This window comes from Salinimicrobium profundisediminis (genome assembly GCF_026241755.1).
Lineage (GTDB): Bacteria > Bacteroidota > Bacteroidia > Flavobacteriales > Flavobacteriaceae > Salinimicrobium > Salinimicrobium profundisediminis.
This window is the reverse complement of the sequence record NZ_JAPJDA010000008.1, coordinates 84890-102011: the sequence shown is the minus strand read 5'-3', so window position 1 is coordinate 102011 and position 17122 is coordinate 84890. Positions and strand designations below refer to the sequence as shown.

The following is a 17122-nucleotide window of genomic DNA, read 5'->3' as shown; positions in this document are numbered from 1 at the left end:
AATTCAGTTTGTAATAAATTCTCTGGCCGGAGCCAGTGACAACAGGATATAGCTATCCTAAAACTGAATTAAATACGGGGAGGCTGGAAGTGAGAAAAGGCAATTTCCTTGCCTGCACTCTCGCCAAATAGAGGAGTCAAAAAAGGTATATTGGGCTCAAATACTTCGAAGGTATCTGTTTCGAATCTCACCACATGCACATGGCAGCAGTGACATTGGCAAAAAGGAGGACATTCGTCAGAAGTTCCATGCTGATCTCCTTGCTGATCCTGGTCTACTTCCACACTCACGGAGATAGTATCCCGACTTTCGGATACAGCTGTGTCATCACAGGGTATGAAATTTAGCCCCAGGAAATAGACAGATAATATGATTGCCAAAATATTCACTTTTCAAAAGTATAAAAAAAGATAAGCAAAAGGCTTAGGTACATTAAAAAGATGTCTTCCAAAAAGCTTCATGCTCTTCAGAGGGGATCGAGATTTATTTTTTGGGGAGGTTCCTCAATATTAAAACCTTCAGATAATTAATTCATGGTCTGTAAGTTGGAGCCTAACCTTTCTCTCAAAGCAGCCATGTCATCACTGATTTTTCTATCTAAAATTTTTGCATAGTGCTGAGTGGTCTGGAGGTTTTTGTGACCAAGCATCTTACTTACACTTTCTATAGGTACCCCGTTGGATAAGGTTACAGTTGTGGCAAAAGTATGTCTGGCCAGATGAAATGTAAGATTCTTATTAATACCACAAAGATCTCCGATTTCTTTGATGTACGCATTCATCTTTTGATTACTTAACACTGGGAGTAGCCTTTTATGATTGACATCGTGATGGGAGGAATATTTCTCCAGGATGGCTTCTGCAGTAGGAAGGATTGGAATGCTACTTCGGGTTTTCGTCTTTGTGCGGTTTATTTTTATCCACTTGTTTCCGTCAATTCCCACTACTACCTCTTTTTCTGAAAGTTTCTTTACATCGGCATAGGCCAGTCCTGTAAAACAGCAGAACAGGAATATATCTTTTACCAAGCTTAATCTATCGTTGTTAATTTCTTTTTCTATCATGACCTGAAGTTCATCTTTTGTAAGAAATTCCCGGTCAACGATTTTTAGTCTTCCCTTCCAGTTGTTGAATGGGTCTCTACTAATCCATTCGTTGGCATAGGCAATCCTGATAATCTTTTTAAAATTGGTAATATATTTTATTGCTGAATTGTGAGCACAATTCCTTTCCGTCTTTAAATAATATTCCAATCCTGAGATGAATTTGTGATCAACATCCTTTACGGGAATATCCGAAGCCTTATATTCCTTCTTAATATAATCTTCAACATGCTTTTTCGCGGTTCTGTATCTTTCAGCCGTTCCGGCAGCAAAGTCCTTTCCTATGAGCTTATTTACACGATCATTATGTTCCTGAAAAATATCAAGAAGCATTTTTCCATCCTTTTCCTTATCCTTGTCTTTTCCTAAATAGATGTCAATGATATCTCTTGAAGAAAAAGATTCTCCTCTATCCAAAAGCCTTTGATAAGCAGCATAAATATCATTTTCTACTTTGCTGAGAGACCTATTAATTAATTTCGCTTGTGAGGAGGAGCCAAGAGCTTTGCCAGCATTTGTGTTCCAAATTGAAATTGGTACTTCCCGACCAGTTGTAGATACTGCTCGTTTTCCGTTGACAGTAACCCGGAGGTAAATTGTTCCGGCATTTTCCTTAGTTACGTTTTTACGCAGGTAAAAAAGGTAAGAAAATGAAGTTTTCATATCTTTTAGTTATTGATTTGAATGCTTCAATATACAACATAAAATGCACGCTTGTAAGGCATTAAGTTTTCATTTGAAAGATAATTCCTACTTTGGTTACACTAAAAAATAGAAATTTAAGTGTAACCGAATTTGTAACCGAATAGATTCATTTTAGATGATATAATTTGAAATTATTGAAAATGAAAAAGCCCGAAAACTCAGTGTTTTCGGGCTTTTTACTAAAATTTGGAACTTAATCAGCGGAGAAAGAGGGATTCGAACCCCCGGAGGTGTTACCCTCAACAGTTTTCAAGACTGCCGCAATCGACCACTCTGCCATTTCTCCTTAGCGGATGCAAATATAAAAAGCTTTTTTAAATATTAAACAAGAAAATCTATTTTTTAAAAGAAGAAGTTTTAGTTGTTAGGCTAACAATCTTAAAAGTAGTCGTTTATACATAAAAAATATTTTCAAGCCTGTTTGCTCTTTTTGGAGGCAGCAGTCTATTGTGTTTTATCCCTGCCGCATTTGGATTTCCCACATTAATAAATATCTTTGCCATAGTTCATTTTTTACTAAACGAGTTATCAAGAAAGGTTGAGGGATTAGACCCTGTGAAACCTTAGCAACCCTCCTTTGGAGAAGGTGCTACGTTCTACCACGGCAACGTGGATAGATAACAATAAGAATTCTTTCCCGTCTTCTTTTTTGATAGCCTTATTGCGCAAACAAATGTCAAAAATTGAAGACCTGCTTTCAGAAAAAATATTGATCCTCGACGGTGCCATGGGTACCATGTTACAGGAATATAAATTCACCGAAGAAGATTTCCGCGGAAAACGTTTTGCCAACTGGCCGGTTTCCCTAAAAGGGAATAATGATCTCCTCTCCATCACTCAACCCGCAGCTATTGCCGAAATTCATAGGAAATACTTTGAGGCGGGAGCAGATATTGTGGAGACCAATACCTTTTCGGGCACCACTATCGCCATGGCCGATTATCAGATGCAAGATCTGGTTTATGAGCTCAATTATGAGTCCGCCCGCATTGCAAAAGAAGTGGCACAGGAGATCACCAAAAAAGATCCTCAAAAACCCCGTTTTGTGGCCGGCGCAATTGGTCCTACAAACAAAACTGCCAGCATGTCTCCCGATGTCAATGATCCGGGATTCAGGGCCATTTCCTTTGCCGAGTTATCTGCGGCCTACAAGGAACAGGCAAAAGCACTAATCGACGGCGGAGTGGATGTATTGCTGGTGGAAACCGTTTTTGATACCCTTAACGCCAAAGCAGCCCTTTTCGCCATTGAAGAACTTAAAGAAGAACTTTCTCTGGACATCCCGGTGATGATAAGCGGGACTATTACCGATGCTTCTGGTCGCACTTTGAGCGGACAAACAGCCGAAGCTTTTCTCATTTCCATTTCTCATATTCCCTTACTCAGCGTCGGCTTTAATTGTGCATTGGGGGCCAAACAACTCACCCCGCACCTGGAAGTCCTGGCCCGAAAAAGCGATTTTGGAGTCTCGGCTTACCCCAATGCCGGGCTGCCTAATGCTTTTGGGGAGTACGATCAAAGCCCCCGTGAAATGGCAGAGCAGATAAAGGAATATCTGTCCCGTGGTCTCGTAAATATCCTTGGAGGTTGCTGCGGAACTACTCCAAAACACATTAAAGCTATTGCTGAAGTAGCTAAAGATTACCAACCACGAAAATTCCAGAAAGAATTCATTCAACCTGAAACCGAATAGATCATGATTGCAGAAAAAAGTACGCCTGAAAGCACATTTTTGAGAGGTAAGCAGGAGCGATATCTAAAACTTTCGGGCCTGGAGCCACTGGTAGTCACTCCCGACACCAACTTCATCAACGTTGGTGAGCGCACGAATGTTGCAGGTTCCAAAAAGTTCCTGAGGTTGATCAAGGAAGAAAAATATGATGAGGCGCTTTCGGTTGCACGAGATCAGGTCGAAGGCGGGGCGCAGATCCTTGATGTGAATATGGACGACGGACTCATAGACGGGAAAGAAGCTATGGTGAAATTTTTAAACCTCATTGTCGCCGAACCCGATATTGCCCGTATCCCAATCATGATCGATAGTTCCAAATGGGAAATCATAGAAGCAGGGCTTCAGGTGGTGCAGGGAAAATGTGTGGTGAATTCCATAAGTTTAAAAGAGGGGGAGGAAGAATTCCTTGACCATGCAAAGAAGATCAGGCGCTATGGAGCGGCTGTGGTGGTGATGGCCTTTGATGAAACAGGACAGGCCGATAATTATGAACGACGGATTGAAATCGCAAAGCGTTCCTACGACCTGCTGACTAAAAAAGCCAATTTTCCACCCGAAGATATCATCCTCGATCTCAATATTTTTCCCGTAGGTACGGGTATGGAAGAGCATCGCCGCAATGCGATAGATTATATAGAAGCTACGCGCTGGGTTAAGGAAAATCTCCCTTACGCAAGCCTAAGTGGCGGAGTGAGCAATGTGTCTTTTTCCTTCCGCGGAAATGATCCGGTTCGTGAGGCCATGCATTCCGTTTTCCTCTATTATGCCATTAAAGCCGGAATGAACATGGGCATTGTGAATCCGGCGCTGCTGGAGGTGTATGATAATATTCCGAAAGATCTGCTGGAGCATGTGGAAGATGTGATCCTGGATCGTAGGGATGATGCTACAGAACGCCTGTTAAGCTTCGCCGAAACCGTGGTGGGTACAGCAAAAGAAAGTAAAACAGATCTTTCCTGGAGAGAAAAGCCGCTGCAGGAACGCATTACCCATGCGCTGGTAAAAGGTATGGACGAGTATATTGTAGAAGATGTAGAGGCGGCAAGGGCCAATTCTACCCGCACATTAGATGTCATAGAAGGACCTTTAATGACCGGAATGAATGTGGTGGGAGATCTCTTCGGAAGCGGAAAAATGTTCCTTCCACAGGTAGTAAAGTCGGCCAGGGTTATGAAAAAAGCCGTGGCGCATTTGCTGCCGTATATTGAGGAGGAGAAAAAGGCCGCTGCTCCCCAACCCCCAGAGGGGGAGATCGGCCTTTCCCCGAGGGGAGAGGAGTACTGGAAAACGGCAGATCCACAGATGTATTCTGCCATGAAAAAGTTTGCGAGGGAAATGCGGAATGAAAAAGCAACTCCTGCTGAACAAATTCTTTGGGAGGCTTTAAGCAATAAGAAGCTGGAAGGCTATAAATTCAGAAGGCAACATATTATCGGACCATACATTGCAGATTTTCTGTGTTTGAGGCATAGACTCATCATTGAACTCGACGGACTCATTCATCAGCGCCCAGAAAATAAGAAAAGTGATGAAGAACGTACTAAATGGCTAAATAAGCAGGGTTTCAGTGTAATTAGGTTTAGCAATTCAGATGTTGAGAAAAACCTGGAAGAGGTTTTAAAAAATATTTTGGCTCAGTTGAAAATTCAGCATTCAATAGTGGAGGAAGCTTCCGCTCCCCCTTCGGGGGCAGGGGGGCACGGAAGCGCTGGAAAAATCCTCCTTGCTACAGTTAAAGGTGACGTCCATGACATTGGTAAAAATATCGTGAGCGTGGTGCTGGCTTGCAACAACTATGAGATCATAGACCTTGGGGTAATGGTGCCGCCCGAGAAGATCATCGAAACCGCCAAAGCCGAAAATGTTGACGCCATTGGTCTTAGCGGGCTCATCACGCCCTCTCTTGACGAAATGGCTTATTTGGCCAGTGAAATGCAACGACAGGGATTCAAAATTCCGTTGTTGATTGGGGGGGCTACAACCTCCAAAGCGCATACGGCAGTAAAAATTGATACTCAGTACAGCAATGCAGTGGTTCACGTCAATGATGCTTCCCGTGCGGTCACAGTGGCGGGAGACCTGCTTAAAGAAAAAACCCGGGACCATTATAAAGCTCAATTAAAAGCTGAATACGACACCTTCAGAAAGAATTTTAAAAAAAGAAGTAAGGTGAAGGAATATTTGACCATTGCTGAAGCCCGGAAAAACAAATATCAGATTGCCTGGAAAGCCGATGACATTTCAAAACCAAAAAAACCCGGGGTACAGGTGATTGAAGATTTTGAGCTTAAAAAACTGTTGCCTTTTATCGATTGGTCGCCATTTTTCCGAAGTTGGGAATTACACGGAAAGTACCCTGCTATTCTTACAGACGAAGTGGTGGGAGAACAGGCCACATCGCTTTTTAAAGATGCTACCGAACTGCTCACTAAGATCCTGGATGATAAATTGCTGAAGGCCAAAGCGGTCTACGGACTTTTCCCTGCAAATACTATAAATGATGACGATATTGAAGTTAAGGCTGAAGAAGCGGGTGCCAAAAATGTCATTTTTAGGACCCTTCGGCAGCAATTGAGCAAGTATGAGGGGAAGCCAAATTTCGCCCTGGCCGATTTTGTTGCACCTAAAGAATCAGGGATTCAGGATTACATTGGCAGCTTCTGTGTTACCACTGGCTTCGGAACCGATGAGCTGGCAAAGAAATTCGAAGAAGAGCACGACCAGTATAATTCCATCATGGTTAAAGCCCTTTCTGACCGTCTTGCAGAAGCTTTTGCAGAATATCTGCACAAGCAAATTCGTACTGAAGATTGGGGTTATGCCCCCAACGAGAACCTGAGCAATGATGAATTGATAAAAGAGAGCTATAAAGGAATTCGGCCGGCACCGGGATATCCTGCCTGCCCAGATCATCTGGAAAAGACAAGCATTTGGGAACTTTTAGAAGTAGAAGAGAGAATAGGGGTGAAGCTCACAGAAAGCCTTGCCATGTGGCCTGCAGCCAGTGTGAGTGGATATTATTTTGCGCATCCCGAAGCCCGCTACTTTGGCGTTGGAAAGATCACCAATGATCAGGTAGCCGATTTTGCTGAAAGGAAAAACATAACCTTTGAAGAAGCTCAAAAATGGCTGCGTCCTGCTATTGCCGATGAATAAAAAGAAATCCGAAATCTCCTGAAATTAAAGAATTACAAGAAATGAAAATTACAGAACACCTAAGTGCTTCCAAAGATAAGACACTTTTTTCCTTCGAGATCCTGCCCCCTCTAAAAGGGCAAAATATTCAGTCAATTTTTGATGGTATAGATCCGTTAATGGAGTTTAAGCCACCCTTTATTGATGTGACTTACCACCGCGAAGAATATGTGTATATCGAGCGGGCAAAGGGGCTGCTGGAAAAGAGAGTGGTGCGAAAAAGGCCAGGTACAGTTGGTATTTGTGCAGCCATACAGAGTAAGTACAAAGTAGATGCCGTGCCCCATATTTTATGCGGGGGATTCTCGAAAGAAGACACCGAAAACTTCCTGATTGACCTCGATTTTCTCGGGATCAAGAACGTAATGGCACTTAGAGGGGATGCTGTAAAAAGTGAGATCTATTTTACACCAGATCCCCAGGGTCACAACTATGCCAATGAGCTGGTAGAGCAAATTTCGGCTATGAACCGGGGCCAGTTCCTAGATGAAGCTTTGGAAAATGGCCATCATACCGACTTCTGTGCAGGCGTTGCAGGATATCCCGAAAAGCACATGGAAGCCCCCAGTCTCGAAAAAGACATTCAGCGGTTAAAGACGAAAATTGAAGCCGGTGCCGAATATGTGGTGACCCAGATGTTTTTTGACAACCAGAAGTTTTTTGAATTTGAGAAAAGTTGCAGGGAAAGTGGGATCACAGTGCCAATAATACCGGGGCTTAAGCCTATCGCCACCAAAAAGCAGCTCACCCTAATACCGCATCGTTTTCATGTAGATATGCCCAACGACCTTACCAGAGAGGTTGAGAAATGCAAGAACAATGAAGAGGTTCACCAGGTAGGGATTGAGTGGTGTATTGAACAAAGTAAAGAATTGGTGGCGGCAGGAATTCCGGTTTTGCATTACTATTCAATGGGTAAAAGTTCAAATATTAAAGCTATTGCTTCACAGGTTTTTTAGGAAGAAATTAATTATAGCATGAGGCTTCAAAAATGTCATTTTTGAAGCCTCATTTTGTGGCTATAACTTATTCATTTCCTGATTTTTATCAATATTTTTATACTGAAGAATTCTGAAATTTATTTTTTAAATATTCTTCAAAAATGAAAAATTTCAGGATCATTTCAGTTCTGTCTGTTATTACCGCAATCTTTGCTGCTGTTGCAGCGGCTGCCGGGATTTTTTATACTTCTGGAGGCGAATCTTATTTTTATGAATCCATTCGTGGGCAGCAAATAGAGATCTATGGCCGCGGACTTTACCAACACATGTCCAGCGAAGTTGCAGTGCAGGGGATTGCACATGATTACGTGATACTCTTTATCGCGGTGCCCGTTCTTTTAATTTCTACCTTTTATCTTAAAAAGCCGGGTCTCAAAAAAATACTTTTCCATGCAGGATTAGTAAAGTTCTTTTTCATCACCTATCTATTTTACATGAACATGGGGATGTATAATGGGCTTTTTATAGTGTATGTTATTCTCACTTCAACTTCTTTTTTTGCCCTCGCCCTTACACTACTAAATATAAATCCGGATACTCTCAAAGCAGGATTCGAGCCGGGACTTCCACGGAAATTTATTGGAGGTTTCCTAATATTCCTATCTTCAGCTATTGCACTGCTCTGGCTCCAGATTATAGTGGCACCTCTAATAGACGGCAGTATTATACCCGCATCTGTGGAACATTATACCAGTTTGACTGTGCAGGGACTTGATCTTTCCATTCTCCTACCATTATCCTTTGTAGGAGGATATTTGTTTATAAAAGATAGAAAGTGGGGATATTTTATATCTGCAGTTACTCTTGTATTTCTCTGTTTCTTAATGAGTGCACTGGTAGCCAAGATCATAGCAATGGCTTTAATAGGGGTAAATGTGATTCCGGTGGTCTTTATCATGCCCCCGGCCTTGATCCTGGCAGTAGTATGCAGTATAATATTTTTTAAGAAAATTAAACCTGAAGCACAGAAAAGCACCTTTTACTCTTCCAGCTCGATCCACACCGGGGCGTGATCACTGGTCTTTTCCCAGCCGCGTACATGATTGTCCACTCCGCCGTCTTTGAGCTTGTTGGTAAGATGAGGACTTAGCAGGAAATGGTCAATGCGCAATCCGGCGTTTCTTTGATAGGCATTTCTAAAGTAGTCAAAGAAGGTATAGATGGTCTCTTCGGGATATAATTTCCTGATCGCATCTGTCCATCCCTGCGCCACGAGCTCATGAAAAGCCTTCCGTACCTCGGGCCGAAAAAGGGCGTCATCAAACCATCGTTCAGGTTTATAAACATCTTTTTCGGTAGGTATTACATTATAATCTCCGGTGAGAACTACAGCAACGTCACTATCCAGTAGCTCTTTTGCTCTTTTTGAGAGACGTTGAAGCCAGCGCATTTTATAGTCGAGCTTTGGTCCCGGTGCCGGATTTCCATTTGGGAGGTAGAGGCAGCCAATGGTAGTATCATTTATCACAGCTTCGATATACCTGCTTTGTTCATCTTCGGGTTCCCCGGCAAGGCCGCGGCCGGTTTCCTCAATTTCAAGTCCGTTTTTAGCGAGAATGGCCACGCCATTCCAGCGTTTTTGACCGTGCCATATAGCCGTATATCCGGCATTCTCTATTTCCTGTTTCGGAATCTTCTCATCGGGTGCTTTTAATTCCTGAAGGCAGGCCACATCTGGCTTGGTTTCCTCCAGCCATTTCAGTAGAACAGGGAGGCGGGCATTAATTCCATTTACATTGTAAGTGGCAATCCTCATTTTAGAGGCTTAAGCTGCAGGATCTTCCCATTATCTTCATCTGTTAGCACCCAAATACTGCCATCGGGTCCCTGTTCTACATCACGCACTCTGGTGGTAAGGGGAATGCGTTCTACTTCCTGGGCATTATCACCGTTCACATCTACCCGCACAATTCCGGCAGCAGTAAGCCACCAATCATCATGCTGTTCTTCCATTCGGGGAAAAGATCTCCGTCGTAAAATATCATTCCAGAAGGGGAAATAGTGGGTGTCCAGTGAATTACTGCATCTGCAAATTCGGGACGGGTAGTGGGCTTTGGAATTTCAGTTCCGTCGTAATTATCTCCCCAGCTCACCACCGGCCAGCCGTAATTCTTTCCGGCTTTGGCAGGTTGCAGTTCGTCGCCGCCCATGGGGCCCATTTCGGCTACCCAAAGTGCTCCGGTTTCGGGATGAATCGCCGCACTTTCAATATTTCTATGTCCGTAAGACCATATTTCAGCAAGAGCGTTAGCATCCTTGAAAGTAGGATTCTCTTCAGAAGCACTTCCATCATCCTCCAGTCTTACCACGGTTCCGAGGTGACTTGAAAGATCCTGAGCCGGTTCGAACTTGAATCTTTCAGCAAGGGTGAGAAAAATGTCATTTCCTTCAGTAAAAAGAATCCGGCCTCCAAAGTGATTTGGGCCTTCAACTTTTGGCTCCATGCGGAAGATGGTTTCAAAATCTTTGATTGTATTTCCCTCAAGTTTTCCTCTACCAAGGGCAGTAGAAGCTGTGCCGTTGTTTCCGGGTTCAGCAAACGAGAGGTAGATATATTGATTTTCCTGGAAATTTGGATGAAGGGCAACATCCAGCATTCCGCCCTGTCCCTGCGCAAAAACTTCAGGCGTGCCCATAAGTGGCTCTGAAAGTGTACTGTCTTTCAGGATGCGGAGGGTTCCTGCTCTTTCTGTAACCAGGAGCCTGCCATCTGGCAAAAATGCCATTCCCCAGGGGTGATCAAGATTTTCAACTATTTTGTGCACCTGCACATCACCTGCATCGGTTCTTACAGTAGATTTTTGAGCCAAAGCTGTAAGACTGAAGAGTAGAAGAGTTAAAAATGAAATTAGAATTTTTTGTTGCCCCACAAGAGGGATTGCAACAGCCTGTGATCTCGTATTTTTTCTCATAGCAATTTTTTTACCTACCTAAGATAAAAAGACTTGCGCCTGCTTACAAGCTGATTAGTAAAGACTTAACACAGCATGTTGAAGCTTTATAGTTTTTTATGATCTTGCTGGCTGGAGGAGTGAAAAATGTATGCTAATTCACACTGGCAGCCTGAAGCAGAAATTACTGCCGGCCTAAAAATATTCAGCCTCAAAAATGGCATTTTTGAAGGGCTGTTTTCTTCGGAAGCTATTCGAGCGGAATCTCTAATACAAAAGCAGTTTCCTGCTCGTTTGAAGATACTTTTAATTCTCCGTGGTGCGCTTTTGCAATTTCTGAAGCTATAAAAAGTCCCAGTCCCAAACCTTTTTTGTTGGTGTCTTCTCCTTCGCGGTAGAAAGGCTGAAAAAGGTGAGCTAAAGCTTCGTCAGAAATTTTTTCTCCCGAGTTTGATACTTTTAATTTGAAGTGATGGTCATTTGTGCTGGCCTCCACCTTAATCAGGGCTTCGGCATTACCATGTTCATGGGCATTTCCCAGCAGGTTTGACAGTAGTTGCCCAATGCGGTTCTTGTCACAGTTCACCTCATGATCAAGCTTGCAGCTAAAGATGATCTCCCTGTCGGGAGCCAGTACTTTCATCTCCTTGATAACCTGCTTCAGCATTTCTTCCAGGCTATGGTTGTGCTTCTCTTTCTCCAGAATAATGCCTTCTCCCATTTGCCCGCGGGCAAAATCGAGAATATTTTCAATAAGCGCCTGCATTCTGTAAGAAGTAGACTTAATAAGGGCAGCATTGCGAAGGGTGAATTCCTCTTTAGACATTTTAAGGAGAATGTCGGCACTCATTCGCATAGTAGCGATAGGGTTCTTAAGATCATGCCCAAGAATGGCAATGAATTGATCTCTAAGTTGGGCGATTTCCTTCTCTTCCTTTAGATTGTCTTCACTAAGCTTAATTTTTTCTACGGCATCGAGGTGAAAGGAAATAAGCTCGGCATAAAGCTGGAACATCGTGGTGATTTCGGGGGTATTGATCTCCTGCGGATTGGGATCAATAGCGCAAAGCGTTCCAAAAAATTCACCATTCTTCCTGTACACCGGCACCGAAATATAACTCTGCAACCCATAAATTTTTGGAGTGTGATGGTTGCAGTAGCTTGTATCATTAGCCACGTTGTCTATAACCACAGCCTTTCGGTTTTGGTGCACCTCATGGCATAGAGTAGTTTCAACGTCCAGTTCATCTCCGGGTGTGAGCCCAAAAGAGATAAGGTCATGTGTGGCACAGGTCACCCAGCGGTCATCTGTTACCCTGGCAATGGCAGCAAAACCCATTTTAGTGGTACGACAAACAACTTCCAGTAATTGCGGAACTACCGAAATTTGATTTATGGCGGCTATATCACCAGATAAATCGAGAGGAGAATTTACTTTAATACGTATATTTTTTTTTAATTTCTAAAGCAATTAGCAAATTACAAATAAAATTTTAAAAACGCAGTGTGGAAATATTTATCAGTTTATTGCGGGTCTATGGCTTTGAGTGTTTCAAGCACATTTTGTTCGGTTTTATAGAGTTTTTCCCTGCAAATTTTGAGCAGGGCAGAGGCGCGTTTCACCTTCGCATCGAGCTCGTCAATGCCAATTTCGGCATTCTCCATTTCCACTACAATCTCCTGTAATTCGGTAAATGCTTCGGTGTATGTGATCTTTGTTCCCATTATTTACTTTCGGTATTTTTTATTTCTGCGGAAGCTTTTCCTTCAAAGAATTCGGTTTCTACAAGATCTCCCGGTGCTACCGCAGCCGAGTTGGTAACGATCTTTCCGTTTTTCCGGGTAATGCTGAAACCCCGCTTCATGATGTTCTTTGGAGACAGCAGTTCTACTGAAGTAGTGATGTTCTTTAAATTTGCAGCTTCATATTTTATGACAGCTTTACTTTCTGAAGTAATCGTCTGCCTGAAGGAGGCGAGCCTGTTCTTCTCCCGGTCTACTATCCTGTTCGCCAAGAAACCGAAGGAGGTGGATACCCGCGAGAGCTGTGTTTCCTGCCTCTCAAAAAGCAGGTTTGCGCCGGCAATTATTTTCTGAATATTTTCCCGGAGGGGCTGGGAGAAATTGTGAAACTCCTGAAGAAGGAATTCAGCTATTTTTGTGGGCGTAATAAAACTCTTGTAACTCACAAGTTCACTAACGGTCTCGTTGGTGGAATGTCCAATGCCGGTTAAAACCGGGATCGGGAACTGGGCGATTTTCTTTGCCAGCTGGTAATTATCGTAGCAGCTAAGGCCTATTTCTCCGCCACCTCCCCTAATAATAGCCACGGCATCAAAGAGCTTTTTATGATGCTTTATTTTCTCTAACTGCGCAGTAATGGTGGTCACAGCCCTTTCTCCCTGTAAAATGGCAGGAAAAAGTTTATACTGAAACTGATAACCCCAGGGGTTGTTCTCAATCACATTGATAAAATCCTGATAACCTTTACTGCTGTTCACCGAGATAATTGCAATAGTCTTGGGAAGTTGAGGCAGTGGCTGTTGTTTATTGGCGTCAAAAATGTCTTCGGCAATGAGTTTTTTTATAGCCTCTGCACGTTGTTTGGCCAGTTCCCCCAAAGTGTATTCGGGGTCTATGTCAAGAATGTTCAGCGCCAGCCCGTAAACCGAATGGAAAGTGACCGTTGCCTGTACTACAACCGTCATATCATCGCGAAGATCTTCATTTAAAACATTTCTGAATTTGTTATTGATAAGATCAAAGTTAGATTTCCAGATATTACCTCTGAGTTCGGCGATGATCTTTCCGTCTTTTTTCTCCACGAGATCGGGGTAGCAGTGGCCGGTGTGGGGGTAATGATTCAGTTTAACGATTTCGGCTTTTACCCATACCACCTTGCTGCAATGACTGTTTATCACATTCTCAATAGCTTCGGTAAGCTTGGACAGCGGGAAAACTTGTTTGGCAGGCATAGCTTAATCTTACAAGCTAAGATATTGCAAAATATCTATCCTAAAAACTATTGTCTCAAAAATGGCATTTTTGAAGGTCTTTTGCTGAAGCGTATCAATTTGACTGATCTATAGATCTTAATTTACTATAAGAGCAGCTAACCCTGCGCTAGTGTTTTTGCTACTTTTGATGGAAAATAGCTTTATATGAACAACAGTAATTCTCCCCGGCTCTTTGAGCCACTCAAAATAAAATCTATAACATTTAAAAACCGAATTGGAGTTTCTCCCATGTGCATGTACAGTAGCAAAGACGGTTTTGCCAATAACTGGCACCTTGTACACCTGGGAACCCGTGCAAGCGGCGGGGCAGGACTTGTAATTTCTGAAGCTACCGCGGTTTCTCCCGAAGCCCGTATCACGCCCGATGATCTTGGGATTTGGAAGGATGAACACGTTGAAAAACTGAAGGAAATAACGGTATTTTTGGAGGGCCAGGGAAGTGTTCCGGGCATCCAGCTGGCTCATGCCGGGAGAAAAGCGTCTACCAGCAGCCCCTGGCAGGGCGGGAAGTTTCTTTCTGAAAATGAAGGTGGCTGGCAACCGGTTGCTCCCTCAGAAATTCCTTTTTATGATGATAACCCGGAGCCGGAAGCATTGAATTCCGAAGGAGTTGAGAAAGTGATCTCCGATTTTAAAGAGGCTTCAAAAAGGGCATTTTTGGCAGGTTTTAAAGTGCTGGAAATTCATGCTGCTCATGGATATTTGCTGCACCAATTTCTGTCTCCGTTAAGCAACCATAGAACCGATAACTACGGCGGATCTTTTGAAAACCGCATAAGACTCTTGCTGGAAGTTACACGTGCCGTGAAAGAAAACTGGCCAGATGATCTCCCGCTATTCGTGAGGATCTCTGCGACCGATTGGGCTGCCGGAGGCTGGAATGAAGAGGAATCGGTGGAACTTGCAAAACGGCTTAAAGAAGAAGGAGTTGATGTGATAGATTGTTCTTCGGGCGGACTTGTGCCCGGGGTGAGCATTCCGGTAGCAAAGAAATACCAGGTGCCATTTTCAGAAAAGATAAAGAAAGAATCAGGGATCATGGCGGCTGCAGTAGGTTTGATCACCACGCCTCAGGAAGCAGAAGAGGTGCTGCAGCAGGAACAGGCCGATATTATACTGCTGGGCAGGGAATTACTTCGGAATCCTTACTTCCCGCTGGAAGCAGCTGCCGCATTAAAAGCTGAGACTCCCTGGCCAAACCAGTACCTTAGAGCGAAAAGGGAATAATTTTTTAGTACTAAATTCCAGGCACTAGATACCAAAAATCATACTTAATAACTCCGTAGGGGCGGTAGATTTCTAGCCCAGGGTTTCAACCCGGGTATAATATCAACCCCAAAAAAACTATTCGTGAATTCGTGGCCAAATAAAACCACAAACAAATAACCACAAACAAAAAATCCCGCCAAAAAATTCGGCGGGATTTGTCATTTTTGAGACCTCAATTTTATAGAATGATCCAGTCTACAAGAGAGCCCACTACAGCTATAATTATTGCCAGCCATAAGGAAGGCATGAAACCGTGGGTTTTGAAGCCTGTACTCAGTTTATCGGCCAGTTCAATGATGATCGCATAGGCGATGATCCTGGTAATAAATCCTAATCCGAGGAAATAGAAGATTCCTAAAGTGGCGATATTGAGCACAGCAGTAAGAATCCAGCTTAAGAAAAAGCTTAGAACCCCAATAAGCAGTGCGACTACAAGGGCAGTTTTCCAGCCTTTGAGTTCTACTTTGGGAAACATTTTTGCTGCGATTAGGAGCACAGCGGCGTCAATGATGATATGTATTAGCCAGCTTAACATATTGGTTGGTTTTACGAATGGGTTTGTGATTATTTATTTATCGGTGTCGCTTACTTTTTCAGCTTGCTTTTTTAATTCGTTCACGTTGGTTTGGTAAGGCTTTTCTTTAAGCACTTTTGCCACGTGCACCAGGTTGTGAACCATGTGATAGAGGTTGCGGTTGGTGAAAAAATGCCGGTCGCCTTTGGCCTCGATATAAGCAGGACCCGGGCCTGCCTTGCCTACGTAGTAGCTAAAGGCGTTTACAGGAATTGTAAAGCCGTGTTCAGAGAGGTCAAAACAAATGCTGGAAATGGCTTTTTTGGCACCATCTTCATTACCGTCAACCATTACTCCGCCAACTTTGTTGAAGGTAGGGTACTGTCCCGTCTCTTCATCGGCTTCACTCCAAATGCCATCAAATCTTTCGGCTACCAATTTTGCCACAGCACTTCGATCGCCTCTCCAGATTGGAGTAGCGAGAATCATAATGTCGCTCTCTTTGATTTTTTTCAGAATTTGTGGCCAGTCATCGCCTTCCCCTTCATTTGAAGTATTTCCGAATTTTATATTGTGGTCTATGACCCTTATTTCTTCGGTTTCAACCTCAAGATCGGTGAAGATCCTTTCGGCCTGTTTGATAAAGGCAGAAGTGTTGGAGGTTTCGGGTGATTTTTTGAGGGTACAGTTTAAAAATATTGCTTTTAGAGACATAATTTATCGCATGTTTGTTGCACCGTTTATTTGGTGCTTTAGTTTTAGATTTCCTTTAGGTTCTTTCTTTAGTTTAGAGGGTACTTCATCTCCAACCGGGCCTTTTCCAATAGTGATCCCTCCATCGGCTGAGTAAACGGCGCCGGTGACATAAGAAGCTTCATCGGATGCCAGGAAGAGGTACACATTGGCAATTTCTTCGGGTGTGCCACGGCGGCCAAGGGGTGTGGCGCTCATCATTTGTTTTTCTATTTTTTTGGTGATATCACTAGTTTCTTTGTGCGTCCACGCGGTATCGATAGGGCCGGGAGCAACACAGTTTGCCCTAATTCCGTTCTTTGCCTGTTCGGCTGCGACTCCTTTCATAAAGGCGTGCATAAATCCTTTTGTGCCACCGTAGGGCGTGACACTGGGGATACCAATTTTCCCTGCTTCCGATCCTGCTGAAACAATGCAGCCCTGCGACTTCTGTAAATGTGGGATGGCATATTTGGTCATTAAAAATGCCGTTCTCAGGTTGTTCTTCAGAAGGTTGTCAAAGGCTTCAGGAGAATATTGGTCTATTGTATTTACTTCAGGATAAACCCCGGCGTTATTGATGAGTATGTCGATACGGCCGAAGTGTTTAACGGCGGTTTCTACAGCATCTTTAGCATTTTCTTCCGAAGAAATATCGGCAGAATAACCTATGGCCTTTCCTTTTGATTTCTTGATGTCATTAATCATTTCTTTTACCGGGTCTTGGGGCATACCCACCACAAATACTTCGGCGCCTTCGGCTGCAAATTTCTTAGAAATGGCTTCCCCAATTCCCGTGGCTCCGCCGGTTACAATCGCTACTTTTTTTTCCAGTCTGTTCATCTCTGTTTCTTTTGTTTTACGGCCTTTTACAATGGTTTTAAAATCGTGGATTCCTAAGTTAGTTTCTTTTTGAGCCTGCAACAAAATGATTAAGAAAGCTTTAGCTGTTTTTTTCTCAAAT

At 43.2% G+C, this 17122-nt stretch carries 14 protein-coding genes, 1 tRNA gene, 1 pseudogene and 1 riboswitch; of the genes and pseudogenes, 5 read left to right on the top strand and 11 right to left on the bottom strand.

What is annotated here, in order from left to right; genetic code table 11:
- Positions 1-68 precede the first annotated feature (68 nt).
- The 3 genes from OQ279_RS06425 to OQ279_RS06415 form a co-directional block, all read right to left on the bottom strand.
- Positions 69-380: a DUF6660 family protein gene (locus tag OQ279_RS06425; RefSeq protein WP_266069030.1), complete on the bottom strand. Its 312-nt coding sequence runs from the start codon at positions 378-380 to the stop codon at positions 69-71.
- Positions 381-526: 146 nt separating this feature from the next.
- Positions 527-1765 carry a site-specific integrase gene (locus tag OQ279_RS06420; RefSeq protein ID WP_266069029.1) on the bottom strand — a complete coding sequence of 413 codons (1239 nt, stop codon included), beginning with the start codon at positions 1763-1765 and terminating at the stop codon, positions 527-529.
- A gap of 243 nt (positions 1766-2008) precedes the next feature.
- Positions 2009-2093: transfer RNA gene (locus OQ279_RS06415), tRNA-Ser, on the bottom strand.
- Between the two features lie 236 nt (positions 2094-2329).
- Positions 2330-2431: riboswitch (SAM riboswitch) on the top strand.
- 49 nt (positions 2432-2480) lie between these two features.
- On the opposite strand from OQ279_RS06415, the gene OQ279_RS06410 reads away from it, so the two are divergent.
- The 4 genes from OQ279_RS06410 to OQ279_RS06395 all read left to right on the top strand — a co-directional run bounded on the left by OQ279_RS06410 (position 2481) and on the right by OQ279_RS06395 (position 8748).
- Entirely contained in the window at positions 2481-3500 is a 1020-nt protein-coding gene (locus OQ279_RS06410; protein WP_266069028.1) for a homocysteine S-methyltransferase family protein, read from the top strand.
- A 3-nt stretch (positions 3501-3503) separates the two neighbouring features.
- A complete protein-coding gene (locus OQ279_RS06405) occupies positions 3504-6695 on the top strand; it encodes a vitamin B12 dependent-methionine synthase activation domain-containing protein (RefSeq protein ID WP_266069027.1) in 3192 nt (1063 codons plus the stop codon).
- Positions 6696-6736: 41 nt separating this feature from the next.
- Positions 6737-7693 carry a methylenetetrahydrofolate reductase [NAD(P)H] gene (gene metF / locus OQ279_RS06400; protein ID WP_266069026.1) on the top strand — a complete coding sequence of 319 codons (957 nt, stop codon included), beginning with the start codon at positions 6737-6739 and terminating at the stop codon, positions 7691-7693.
- 143 nt (positions 7694-7836) lie between these two features.
- Positions 7837-8748, top strand: a complete 912-nt coding sequence (locus tag OQ279_RS06395; protein ID WP_266069025.1) for a hypothetical protein — start codon at positions 7837-7839, stop codon at positions 8746-8748.
- Here the strand turns inward: OQ279_RS06395 and xth are convergent.
- The 5 genes and pseudogenes from xth to xseA all read right to left on the bottom strand — a co-directional run bounded on the left by xth (position 8715) and on the right by xseA (position 13601).
- Positions 8715-9491 carry an exodeoxyribonuclease III gene (gene xth, locus OQ279_RS06390; protein ID WP_266069024.1) on the bottom strand — a complete coding sequence of 259 codons (777 nt, stop codon included), beginning with the start codon at positions 9489-9491 and terminating at the stop codon, positions 8715-8717. The two genes, OQ279_RS06395 and xth, sit on opposite strands and share 34 nt — an antisense overlap.
- Positions 9488-10461 (bottom strand): annotated as a pseudogene (locus OQ279_RS06380) (PQQ-dependent sugar dehydrogenase). Before OQ279_RS06380 ends, xth begins: the two are co-directional and overlap by 4 nt.
- A gap of 415 nt (positions 10462-10876) precedes the next feature.
- Positions 10877-12013, bottom strand: coding sequence for a GAF domain-containing sensor histidine kinase (locus tag OQ279_RS06375; RefSeq protein WP_370866506.1), 1137 nt, complete (start codon positions 12011-12013; stop codon positions 10877-10879).
- Between the two features lie 137 nt (positions 12014-12150).
- Positions 12151-12351, bottom strand: a complete 201-nt coding sequence (xseB, locus tag OQ279_RS06370; protein WP_266069021.1) for an exodeoxyribonuclease VII small subunit — start codon at positions 12349-12351, stop codon at positions 12151-12153.
- Positions 12351-13601, bottom strand: coding sequence for an exodeoxyribonuclease VII large subunit (gene xseA, locus OQ279_RS06365; protein WP_266069020.1), 1251 nt, complete (start codon positions 13599-13601; stop codon positions 12351-12353). The genes xseB and xseA overlap by 1 nt, the downstream gene beginning before the upstream one ends.
- A gap of 186 nt (positions 13602-13787) precedes the next feature.
- Between xseA and OQ279_RS06360 the strand changes: the two genes are divergently transcribed.
- Entirely contained in the window at positions 13788-14870 is a 1083-nt protein-coding gene (locus tag OQ279_RS06360; RefSeq protein ID WP_266069019.1) for an NADH:flavin oxidoreductase/NADH oxidase, read from the top strand.
- 220 nt (positions 14871-15090) lie between these two features.
- Here OQ279_RS06360 and OQ279_RS06355 read toward each other — a convergent pair whose 3' ends face one another.
- Genes OQ279_RS06355 through OQ279_RS06345 form a run of 3 tightly spaced genes read right to left on the bottom strand, consistent with a single transcriptional unit; the run spans position 15091 to position 17001 of the window.
- Entirely contained in the window at positions 15091-15447 is a 357-nt protein-coding gene (locus OQ279_RS06355) for a phage holin family protein (protein WP_266069018.1), read from the bottom strand.
- A 33-nt stretch (positions 15448-15480) separates the two neighbouring features.
- Positions 15481-16140, bottom strand: a complete 660-nt coding sequence (locus OQ279_RS06350) for a flavodoxin family protein (RefSeq protein ID WP_266069017.1) — start codon at positions 16138-16140, stop codon at positions 15481-15483.
- A 3-nt stretch (positions 16141-16143) separates the two neighbouring features.
- Positions 16144-17001, bottom strand: a complete 858-nt coding sequence (locus tag OQ279_RS06345; protein WP_266069016.1) for an SDR family NAD(P)-dependent oxidoreductase — start codon at positions 16999-17001, stop codon at positions 16144-16146.
- Positions 17002-17122 lie beyond the last annotated feature (121 nt).